The organism is Chroococcidiopsis sp., assembly GCF_051657925.1.
Taxonomy (GTDB): Bacteria; Cyanobacteriota; Cyanobacteriia; order Cyanobacteriales; family Chroococcidiopsidaceae; genus Chroococcidiopsis.
In genome coordinates this window covers 1-11,477 of sequence record NZ_JBOFLP010000253.1, presented here as the reverse complement: position 1 = coordinate 11,477, position 11,477 = coordinate 1, and the positions used below count along the sequence as shown (strand labels likewise).

7 protein-coding genes are annotated in these 11,477 nt (G+C 44.8%); 3 read left to right on the top strand and 4 right to left on the bottom strand.

From position 1 onward, the window contains the following. Positions 1 to 3,445: PAS domain S-box protein (locus ACRC32_RS20775; RefSeq protein WP_438555754.1), on the top strand; the 3,445-nt coding region annotated here is incomplete at its 5' end. A gap of 227 nt (positions 3,446 to 3,672) precedes the next feature. Here ACRC32_RS20775 and ACRC32_RS20770 read toward each other — a convergent pair. Next, the gene (locus tag ACRC32_RS20770) at positions 3,673 to 4,500 is read right to left on the bottom strand and encodes a hypothetical protein (RefSeq protein ID WP_438555753.1); all 828 of its coding nucleotides are present in this window, start codon (positions 4,498 to 4,500) and stop codon (positions 3,673 to 3,675) included. 325 nt (positions 4,501 to 4,825) lie between these two features. Here ACRC32_RS20770 and mltA point away from each other — a divergent pair, with 325 nt between their 5' ends. Further along, positions 4,826 to 6,163, top strand: a complete 1,338-nt coding sequence (gene mltA / locus ACRC32_RS20765) for a murein transglycosylase A (protein ID WP_438555752.1) — start codon at positions 4,826 to 4,828, stop codon at positions 6,161 to 6,163. Here the strand turns inward: mltA and ACRC32_RS20760 are convergent, their stop codons facing one another. Beyond that, on the bottom strand, positions 6,164 to 7,414 hold the full coding sequence (locus ACRC32_RS20760) for a vWA domain-containing protein (RefSeq protein WP_438555751.1): 1,251 nt from the start codon (positions 7,412 to 7,414) through the stop codon (positions 6,164 to 6,166). Positions 7,415 to 7,819: 405 nt separating this feature from the next. On the opposite strand from ACRC32_RS20760, the gene ACRC32_RS20755 reads away from it, so the two are divergent. Further along, on the top strand, positions 7,820 to 9,187 hold the full coding sequence (locus ACRC32_RS20755) for a phospholipase D-like domain-containing protein (protein WP_438555750.1): 1,368 nt from the start codon (positions 7,820 to 7,822) through the stop codon (positions 9,185 to 9,187). 248 nt (positions 9,188 to 9,435) lie between these two features. Here the strand turns inward: ACRC32_RS20755 and ACRC32_RS20750 are convergent, their stop codons facing one another. Further along, positions 9,436 to 10,134 carry a pirin family protein gene (locus ACRC32_RS20750; protein ID WP_438555749.1) on the bottom strand — a complete coding sequence of 233 codons (699 nt, stop codon included), beginning with the start codon at positions 10,132 to 10,134 and terminating at the stop codon, positions 9,436 to 9,438. A 184-nt stretch (positions 10,135 to 10,318) separates the two neighbouring features. Next, the coding region (locus ACRC32_RS20745) for a transglycosylase domain-containing protein (protein ID WP_438555748.1) at positions 10,319 to 11,477 on the bottom strand (1,159 nt) is incomplete at its 5' end.

Sequence of the window (11,477 nt, the reverse complement as noted above, 5' to 3'; positions counted from 1 at the left end):
GGATATTGTCGACAAAGCAACTTATTTAGCCAGAATTGCGATCGAACGCGACTCAGCCGAGCAAGCATTGCGGCAGAGCGAACGACGTTACGCTACTCTAACTCAAGCTGCACCTGTTGGCATATTTCGGACAAATTGTCAAGGCAATTGCGTCTATGTCAACGATCGCTGGTGTGAAATTGCCGGATTGACTCCCCCTGAAGCATTGGGGACGGGTTGGATCTTAAGCATACATCCTCAAGACCGCGAACGTTTATTTAGCGAATGGTATCGAGCCGCCCAACAACAGACGATGTTTCGCTCCGAGTATCGGTTTGAGCGTCCCGACGGTACGATAACTTGGGTCTTCGGTCAGGCAGTAGCAGAGAAAGATAGTTATGGGGACATTCTAGGTTATATCGGCACGATCGCCGACATCAGCGATCGCATCCTTGCCGAAACAGAACTGAACCTGCTCAACACTCAACTCGAACAGCGCATTTTGGAGCGCACGGCTCAATGGCAAACGGCAAATCAAGCATTGCGGCAGGAGATTGCCCAACGTCAGGAGGCAGAAGCAGCACTGCGCGATCGCGAACGACGATATCAAGCAATCTTTAACCAAACATTTCAGTTCATTGGACTACTTTCGCTGGATGGCATTTTGTTAGAAGCCAATCAGACAGCACTTGACTTTGGCGGCTTAACTCATGCCGATGTCATCGGTATGCCAGTTTGGGAAACTCCTTGGTGGCAGCCTGACACAGAATCGCGGCATCGCCTACAGTCAGCAATTAAAGCGGCAGCAGCAGGTGAATTCGTGCGTTACGAAGTTGACCTGATAGGGGCTGGAGGCGCAATTGTCACTGTAGACTTTTCGCTCAAACCCGTGTGGGATGAAGAGGGAAAAGTGGTGCTAATCATTCCTGAAGGGCGCGATATCAGCGATCGCAAACAGGCTGAAGAATCGTTGCGAGAAAGCGAAGCTAAGTTTCGTCAATTAGCTGAGAATCTTGACGATGTGGTATGGATTGCAGATGCTAACCACCAGGTAATTTATATCAGCCTAGCTTACGAAAAAATTTGGGGTCAAAGCTGCGAAAATTTGTATCGAGATTCTAGTACGTGGTTGCAAGCAGTCCACCCAGAAGATCGCTCCCAAGTCGAGCAGGCTTTACAAGCAACGACATTACACGGTGGTTACGATGCAGAGTATCGCATTATTCGCCCTGATGGTAAGATGCGCTGGATCAGGGATCGAGGATTTTTGATTCGGAACGAAGCAGGCGAAGTTTATCGGATTGCCGGAATTGCTGAAGATATTAGCGATCGCAAACTTGCCGAAGCAATTCTCTACCAACGCCAGCAAGAATTTGTCGCCTTAGTGGAAAATTCCCCCGATGTTATTGCTCGTTTCGATCGCCAATTGCGGCACTCATACATTAACTCCGCGATCGAAAAAGAATTAGGCATTCCCCCAAAAGCGTTTATCGGCAAAACCATCCGCGAAATGGGTTTTCCTGCCGAATTCGTAAATACTTTCGAGCCAGCACTACAGATGGTTTTAGCCACGGGACAAGAGCAAATTATCGAGCTGAGTGCCCAGACTGCTAATGGTACTATAGGGTTCTCGCAAACGCGCTTGATGCCAGAAACCGCCCCTGATGGTACTGTCCATTCTATCCTTGCCCTCGGTCGCGATATTACAGCCATCCGAGCGGCTGAGATCGCCCAACGACAGCAAATGCAGCGAGAGCATCTGCTCAATGCGATCGTCCAAAAAATGCGCGAGTCCCTCAATCTAGAGGAGATACTGAACACAACTGTCACGCAAGTGCAAGCATTTCTCCAAGCAGACCGAGTTGTAATTTATCAGATCGAACCTAACGGTAGCGGCAAAGTTATAGCCCAAGCCGTTGCACCAGAGTGGAAGTCGTTACTCGATCTCGTCCTTTCAATTGAAGCATTTCCTCTGCATACCCAACAGCAATATTTGCGCGGCAAAATTGGTATTATTTGCGATCGCGACAGTGGGAATATTCCACCTTGCTTGGTAGAATTCATGCACCAAACCCAAGCCAGAGCAAAGCTGACGATTCCAATTATTCAACAGCACAAGCTTTGGGGATTATTGATCGTCCATCAGTGCAGCCAACCGCGAGAGTGGCAAGCTTGGGAAATTAAGTTGTTGCAGCAACTGGCTAACAAAATGGCGATCGCAATTCAACAGTCAGAACTGCACCAACAACTCCAAATTGAACTGCAAGAACGCCGCCAAATCGAGCAGGCATTACGCCAGAGCGAAACCGAATTTCGCTTGTTGAGTGAAAATTCGCCATTGGGCATTTTTAGAACTAACAATCGCGGCGAATATACTTACATCAATCCCCGCTATCAACTCATTTGCGACTGTACGTTTGAAGAGGCAATGGGCAGGGGATGGTTGCAACTGATCCATCCAGAAACCCGCGATTTCGTTATTTCCCAGAACTCGAAAGCCGTGGACGAGATGAAATCATGTCTCAGTGAGTTTCACTTCGTCCGTAAAGATGGTTCGAGCCGTTACTGTCGCGTTCAAGCCGTACCGTTATTTAGCGACGATGAGACGTATATAGGACATGTCGGCACGATCGAAGATATTACCGAAAGTCGGGCGATCGCTCAGATGAAAAATGATTTCATCGGTATTGTCAGCCACGAACTCCGCACCCCGTTAACTTCTTTGCGCGGTTCCCTGGGCTTACTCGCCACTGGCGTTTACGACAACAAGCCCGAAAAAGGCAAGCGGATGTTACAAGTAGCCGCAGAAAGCGCCGCTCGTCTAGTGCGACTCGTCAGCGACATTCTCGATTTAGAGCGGTTGGAGTCTGGCAAAGTCACCCTCGAACGACAACACTGCAATGCCGCAGATCTAATGCTGCAATCGGTAGAAGCCATGCGAGCCAGTGCCGAACACAATCAAGTGACCCTCACCCTCACCCCACTCCAGATGCAAATTTGGGCTGCTCCCGATGCCATCATTCAAACTTTGACAAATTTACTCAGTAATGCCGTCAAGTTTTCCGCCCCAGGCAGTACCGTTTGGTTGAGTGCTGAATTAGGGAGCAGGGAGCAGGGAGCAGGGAGCAGGGGGAAGAGAGCTGAGGGAGACAAGGGAGAGGGGGGAGACGAGGGAGCAATTCTAGCCACTAGCCACCAGCCACTAGCTACTCTCCCGACTTCTTACGTCCTATTTCAAGTCAAAGATCGAGGCAGAGGCATTCCAGCAGATAAGTTAGAAACGATCTTCGGACAATTTCAACAAGTCGATGTTTCCGATTCCCGTCAAAAAGGAGGCACAGGTTTAGGTTTAGCCATCTGTCGCAGTATTATCCGCCAACATGAAGGGCAAATCTGGGCAGAAAGTATTTTAGGTGAAGGTAGTTCTTTCTACTTCACCTTACCGTTGAATACAGTTGACGGTTGACAGTTATTTGCTAATAATCTGACAAATTGCCGTTAGCGCTCAAGCAGAAATGAGAAAGTTAAAACAACAGCATTCTTAAGATTGGACAGTAAAATAAACAGATTCTCTACTATTATTTCACATTTCTATAGCTATTTTCAGTTGAATGAAGTACATATATTCTGTAGGGGCGCACGGTTGTACGCCCCTACGCATGTATTACACCTGCATGGGATACGTTATAGTATTTATTGAACTATCATTAACTTAATTATCAACTTAGATGAAAAGCCGATTTCAGCTAAGCTGAAATCGGCTTTTGCAAATTTTTTTGAGTTGAAATAACTTGCCGAACTCAACTTTACTGGTTTTATATAAGCCTTGGATTCATTTAATAAATTTTTTGTTTGATCCAAATGTTTTTGGAATTGCGTTACGTTTGCCTCGGCTCTTGTTTGATGCGCTCGCAAATTCTGAAATACAATCGTTAGACTGTCAGATTGCTGTTGCAATTCTGGTAAGTTTCGAGTTCGGTTCTCTTGAAATTTCATGAAACTAGCTTTATTTTCACTAAACTTAAATCTAAGCTCGTTGAATTGAAAGCTAAGTTGCTGTGAATGAGCTTTTAATTCTTTTGAATCATTTAAGATTTGCTGAGCTACCATATCTGGTAAATTAGCTATGTTTGCGATCGCCTCTTCTACCTCCAGTTTCTTTGCTAGGATGCCGCGACCGTAAGTAGCATTGAATAGTGCAGCTAAAGACTCGCTGACTGAAACTTGCCGATCGAGTGCTTCACCTTGGTAATCTTTTGCTGGGGTAATCTCTTGCTGGTGTGGGGCGAGTGCTCGGCACAATTCTTTGTTTGTTTGTTCTAATTCTTGCTCTAGATCTTGTATTTGTTGCTGCTTATCAAGTAACTTTGCTCCTAGATGTTCTACCATTCGATGTAAAGACTCCATCTGTTCGCGGAGAATCTCTACTTGTTCGCGGAGAATATCTACCTCTTCTGAAGGAGATCTTGATGATAGTTCCATGTTGGTATCGATTGAATGCTCTACATCAAATGTAGCCATAGTTACATTCTATCTGTCTTAAAGCTTGGGTTAGTACAACTGTCTTAGTATAAGCGATCGCTACATAATTTAACATTAACTTCCTTGTACGGGCTACTATCGGGCGAATAGGATTTACAACTAATGAATTTACAAGTTCTGAGTTATTCTGACTCCTTTTACAATGTTGGCATTTGAGTTATTAATGTAAAATTACACTGATGAAATAATTGAAAATTTTAAATGCGATCGCAGTATTTACCAGTCTCAGATCGAGTTAATAAAAACTTTATTAAAAAACTATAAATCAATCGTACTTATGCGATCGCTGGTGTATAGTTCGTTAATGATGAAACAGACAGTAGCACTATTTGCCCTAGTCCTGGCTCAATCACTATCGGCAGACGTTACAGGTAAAGCTTCTACAATTCATGCTAGTGCTGCCACAGTCCAGCTCGTACCTGCTAATATACAACAAAAATCCGATCGCTTGGGTTGGGACGAACAGATTTGGGGTCAAGGTAAAAAAGGCGATCGCCAAGCTTTACTCAAAGCGATTGATAACAGTTTGCGATATTTGCGATCGCCGCAAGCAATTGCAGCTTATCAACAGTATCCCCTACGCGAGATTACCCGCGATCGCGTCTGGCGTAGTTTAGTGCGATTTCGCCAGTTGGTTATTAACTCCCGTTCTCCAGAACAACTACAAGCTGCCGTCCAGCAAGAATTTGAACTGTATCAATTTCCGGCACAAGATGGTAAGAGTGAGGTACTATTTACTGCATACTACGAGCCGATCTATCCTGCTAGCCGCGTTAAAACGGCTGAATATCGCTATCCTCTTTATCGACTCCCACCCGACTTTGCTTCGTGGACTGAACCCCATCCTACCAGAGCTGAATTAGAAGGCGAGAATGGTTTATTGGGAGCGAAAAGTCGGCTGCACGGACAAGAACTGGTTTGGCTGCGCGATCGCCTAGAAGCCTTTCTGGTTCACATCCAAGGCTCGGCACGCCTGCACCTGACAGATGGTAGTATCATGACTGTCGGTTATGCTGGAAAGACTGAGTTCCCTTATACCAGCATCGGCAAAGAACTGATTAAAGATGGCAAACTTCCCGCCGATGGGTTAACTCTACCTGCTGTATTGCAATACTTTCGCCAACACCCGGCAGAATTAAATACGTATCTACCCCGCTATCGTACATTTGTCTTTTTTCAACCCACAAACAACGCTGCACCTCACGGATATCTGGGAGTACCAGTCACAGCCGAGCGATCGATCGCCACAGATAAGTCACTTACACCGCCTGGTGCTTTAGCGCTGATTCATACCCAAATTCCTTATTTCGATCGGCAAGGACGGCTAGAACAACGTACTGTTAGCCGCTACGTCCTCAATCAAGACACGGGTAGCGCCATCAAAGGAGCGGGTAGAGTCGATTACTTTATGGGAACAGGCGATCTAGCAGCAAAGCGTGCTGGAGTTACAGTCAGTAACGGACAACTTTATTATTTGTTGTTGAAGGGAGCAGGGAGCAGGGAGCAGGGAGCAGGGAGCGGGGAGCAGGGAGCAGGGAGCAGGGAGCAGGGAGCAGGGAGAAGAGAGCTGAGGGAGCAATTCAAAATTCAAAATTCGCGCATTAAAGCACGCACCACGCAAGAGCGCACCACGCACCACTAATTATTGCGTTGCCTGTGCCAATTCCTGCCGAAATAAATTTAAATCTATTTGAGGATTGCCAGTATTAGTTAACAAGCGATCGCGCCATGTTGTAATCCGCTCTTGCCTTTCTTTCAAACGGGCTAAAACATGATTATTATACTTAAGATTTGTTCCTTGGAGTGCAGATAAACGATTAACCTGACTAATAATTTGACCTAGCTCGCGATTCATTTTAACTGTAGTACAAGCTGTAATCTGATTGATGTTAGGATTAGAACTTGTAGGAGGTTGAGGTCGATTTTCTGTTAGTTGAATTGTTGTATATTTTTCTGCCTCGATTTTCTTTTGTGTTCGTTCAAAAGCAGTATTGAATTCATTGGCATCGCGTGCTAGAAAGTACTCACCTCCGCCAGCTTCAGCTATGGCTTGCAACTGCTGCTGCGTGGTTTCATTTTCATCTAAGCCAATAACATTTACCGTAATTGCTGCCGGAGAATTGTGCAATTCTCTAGCTATTGCTACAGCATCACCATTACAATTGTCTGTCCCATCAGTAATTAAATAAATAATATTTTGATTGCTAGCACCATCGCGATCGCTTAGAATATCGTTTAATCTTGATAGACTTGCCGTTATTGGTTTATAAATTGGTTTAAATTCAGCCTCTGAGGTGGGTTCGTTGGCTGGTGCTAAAATTAAGCTGCTCAACTGTACTAGGGAATACATAGTTTCGCTAGCAGCACATACAGTAGTCGGATCTGTTGTTGCATCGGCGCTACGATCGCCAAATATATTAACTCCAACTTGAGTTGTAGAAGGAAATGTACTGACAAAACGAGCGATCGCAGCTTTAGCAATGTCGAATTTCGTAGTACCACTACCTGTAAACACTCGCATAGAATCAGAAGCGTCTAACACAAAAATTTTATTCTGCTGCTTCATTTTAGTAATTTTTTCTGTGGGATCTACCTCAGAAGCATTTGAGTTCGTAACCGAATCGAGATTAACTGATACAGGCTCTAAACACTCTTGATAATTTTCCCCATATTGTGCCAATAGCTGCTGATAGTAGGCTTCTGCTGCATACGGATCGAGTTCGGTAGATCGACCTGATTGTGTTAAGTTTGTCTTGATTTCTGTAGTTTGAGTAGTAGAAGTTACATCAGAATTATTTGCATAATTATTTTCTTCAGCATCGCAGCCGCTGATGGCAAGCGATAAAGGAGTTAATACTAAAAGTAGTGAAGCGCAAACTATTTTTGTTTTCATGTCTACCTTTGACTTACTACTTATATTTTTTGATACTTATATTGCAAGTCCTGTTGCAAGTTTACTATGGCGATCGCACTAAGTTTGTTTATTTTAGATATTAAGATTTATCGTGTCTGAATGGCAATAAGAATAGCCAGAAAGTTTTCCCTGAGCCAATCTGCACAACCGTGTGCGATTGAAAAGCTCGCTTTGGCGTAGAGCGTGACATTCCTCCAACCCCCTTAAAAAGGGGGGCTATAGAAGAGCGTCTAGAACATAATTTTAGAGAAATGGTATGAGGATAACAATTCTCGGAAATTGGGAATTATAAGTTCGTATCGTCATAAGTCAGGCTTACCAGCTACTTGTGACGACACATTTCCCAAAACTTCAGACAATGCCTAGAAAACGCAATTATTAGGAATGAGACAAAAACGCTTAAGTCGCCACAAGCATTTACCAGCAGTTAAAATAGCCTTATTTGTATTTTTACTGGTTTTTGGGTTTGTTTTATTTCAAATATTCCAATCCAAAACACACTTAGAAATTACTCAACCGCTTCCTCAAGACTCTGCTATTCAAGTTTATTTTAATCAAAATCAAGCCGCTTCATATCAAGACCCTTATCGGCATTTTATGCGTCTAGGGGACAATCTAGAACAACAAGCGATCGATGCCATATCTCAAGCTCAATCGTCAATAGATTTAGCAGTGATGGAATTTCGACTCCCTCTGGTTGCAAAAGCACTCGTTGCTAAACAGAAAGCAGGTGTAAAAGTCAGACTAATAATTGATAGTCAATATAATAAAACTTTAGCTGATTATACTTCAGCGGAAATTGCTCGCATGAAGCGACACGATCGCCGAGCTTACGAAGAACTAAAACGATATCCAATCGATGCCTTAGCTTTGTTGCGATCGCATGGCATCGAAATTAAAGACGACTCCATTACTGCCAATGGTAGAACTAGAGGCAGTGGGTTAATGCATCACAAGTTTTTAGTTGTAGATCGTAAAACCACAATTATATCTAGTGGTAACTTTACAACTTCCGATTTGCATGGAGATTTTCAGGTTCTGGCAAGTCGAGGTAATCCAAATAATATGGTCGTCATTCCCAACAATCCTCAAATTGCTCAAGCTTTAACAGATGAGTTTAATTATATGTGGCAGGGATTATTTAAATCTCGTAAGCCACGCAGACAGCCTTTAACATTTTTAGTTGGAACGGGTCATGTTACGCTGAACTTTTCACCTGCCCCTCGCACTGAAAGCATTGGTATGACTAGTAACGGTACGATCGCTTATTCTATCAAATCTGTGAAAAAAAGCGTGCATGTTGCCGTTTTTGTGTTTTCAGATCGAGAAATTAGCGATAGTTTAGCAACAGTACGAGATACAGGAGTAGAAGATATTAAAATCCTAATAGATCCAGATTTTTATCGACAATCTTACTCTAAAGCCTACGATGCAATGGGATTATGTCCGACTCATCGCAAAAAGGGTCTTAATAATATCAAACCTTGGTATCGTCCCATTAATACAGTTGGTTTTCCCAAAGCAACAACAGGCGATCGCGGCGTACACAGTAAAATGGCAATCTTAGATGGCAGACAAGTCATTACAGGTAGTCATAATTGGTCGGAAGCGGCAAATTATTCTAATGATGAAACCTTAATTATTATCGATCATCCCACAGTTGCAGCCCACTACGAACGGGAATTCGATCGCCTTTACCGCACGGCAATATTAGGAAAAGCGAGTATGCCTCAAGCAAAACCATGCCGTTAAATCAGTTATCAGTTGTCAGTTATCAGAAGTTGTAGGGGCGGGTTTAGCAAGCATATTCACGGTTAGTAACGATAAATCTTTGTCCAAAACCCGTCCGTACAGGAGTCAGGAAATTTGATTAAGGTAAGATCCCCCCTAACCCCCCTTAAAAAGGGGGGAATGAATGCCCCCTTTTTAAGGGGGATGGGGGATCTTCAGGATCTTTGCGTCTCTAACCGAGATGTATTGCCTCTCAGCTCCCGCAGCAGTTACGCTAAATCGAAAAGTAAGATTTCCGCATCGCGATCGCTGCTAATTTTCAACAATTCAGCGCCGCTGGTTGCTACTCCATCTCCCGCGTTCAAGCTATGACCGTTGAGCGTCACTGCACCCCGCGCTACTTGCAACCATGCGTAACGATTTGGTTGCAATTGATAAGTGACCCGATCTTGCGGTTGCAATATGGCTGAATACAAATTCACGTCTTGATGAATTGTCACAGCACCATCGCGTCCATCTTTAGCGGCAATTAAGCGCAATTTTCCCTGTCTTTCGGCAACTGAAAAGGCTTTTTGTTCGTAACTCGGTTCCAAGCCTTGGCGATCGGGCAGAATCCAAATTTGCAAGAGGTGAACTGGTTCGGTAGCAGAAGAATTGAATTCGCTGTGCATAATTCCCGTTCCAGCACTCATCCGTTGTACTTCTCCAGGTCGGACGATCGCCCCATTACCAATACTATCTTTATGTTCGAGCGCGCCTTCAAGAACGTAGGTGAGAATTTCCATGTCCCGATGTCCGTGAGTCCCAAACCCTTTTCCTGGCTGGACTCGATCTTCGTTGATCGCGCGCAGCGATCGAAATCCCATGTGAGAGGGGTCGTAGTAGTTTGCAAATGAAAAGGTGTGATAGCTATCTAACCACCCATGATTCGCATGTCCGCGTTCTTGGCTTTGTCTGAGTGTAATCATATCTTTCCTCCAACTTGGTTCTACAATTAATTCAATATCAATTAATTTAATATTAAACTAGTTGACCAAAAAAAGAGAACCGCCACCATGTACGGCTTTCCTTACCAAGAAAGTGGTGCGTGAATCAATTTTAGATTTGAGATTGACGATTTTAGATTGAATCCAAAATTCTTCCTCAGCTCTCTTATTTAGGTCGATCGAACTGAGAAGGGGGACGGAAATTCTCGACTGGGGTATTTTTTAAGGCTTGTGACATGAACGATCGCCAGATCGGGGCAACGAATACGCCACCTGTTGCGCCTTTACCTACAGGACGGTAGTTGTCGTTGCCGACCCAAACAGCTGTTGCTAATTGTGGCACGAACCCGACAAACCAAATATCCCGTTCTGAAGATGTGGTTCCCGTCTTACCTGCGGCGGGGCGACCGATTTGAGCGGCGGTTCCCGTACCGTTATTGATGACTCCCCGCATTACGTCTGTTAAGGTAGCGGCTGCCCAAGGTTCTAAGACGAGTTGGGGTTTGGGCGAGTTATCGAGGATAACGTTACCACTACTATCGGTGACACGGGCAATAATAGTTGGTTTGGACTGCCAACCGTAATTAGCAATTGTCGCGTAGGCGCTTGCCATTTCCAAAGGCGTGACACCGATCGCTCCTAATGGTAAAGATGGAACTGGTTCCATCGGGCTGTTGATGCCCAAGATGCGGCACGTCTCGACCACCTTATTCAAACCCACAGCACTACCTAGCTTCACGGCGGGAATGTTACGCGACACTTCGAGCGATCGCCTCACTGGCATGGGACCGTTGAAAGAGTCATCGTAATTTTTCGGAGTCCAAATTCCCCCAGGGATGCGGTAACTGACCGGAGTATCGTTGATAACACTATTAGGCGTAAATTTTCCTGAAGCAAATGCCGTGTAATAGACAAACGGCTTAAAAGAAGATCCTGGCTGGCGGCGGGCTTGAGTCGCTCGGTTAAATTCGCTTTTTTGATAATCTACCCCACCTACCAATGCTTTAATAAATTGAGTGCGCGGATCGACTGACACCAAAGCCATCTGGTCGGCGCGGACTCCCTGAGAGCGAATGGTTTTATGCCATTTTGCTACGGTTTCTTCAGCCAGCCGTTGCATTCTGGAATCAACGGTAGTTTGCACCCGCAGCCCGCCTTTTTGCACGGCTTCTAGTCCGTATTCCCGTTCTAACTCTTGAGCCGCAGTATTAGTGACGAAGGGCATACTACTACGTTGGAACGAGCTAACTTTCCCCAGGGTAATTTTCGTTTCTCTCGCCTTCTCGTCTTCCTCTGCCGTAATCCAGCCCAAGTTACGCATTCGG

Bases quoted from the DNA above. Each gene is read 5' to 3' on its own strand.
- ACRC32_RS20760 (WP_438555751.1), bottom strand. From the start codon at position 7,414: ATGAAAACAAAAATAGTTTGCGCTTCACTACTTTTAGTATTAACTCCT.
- mltA (WP_438555752.1), top strand. From the start codon at position 4,826: ATGATGAAACAGACAGTAGCACTATTTGCCCTAGTCCTGGCTCAATCA.
- ACRC32_RS20750 (WP_438555749.1), bottom strand. From the start codon at position 10,134: ATGATTACACTCAGACAAAGCCAAGAACGCGGACATGCGAATCATGGG.
- ACRC32_RS20770 (WP_438555753.1), bottom strand. From the start codon at position 4,500: ATGGCTACATTTGATGTAGAGCATTCAATCGATACCAACATGGAACTA.
- ACRC32_RS20755 (WP_438555750.1), top strand. From the start codon at position 7,820: ATGAGACAAAAACGCTTAAGTCGCCACAAGCATTTACCAGCAGTTAAA.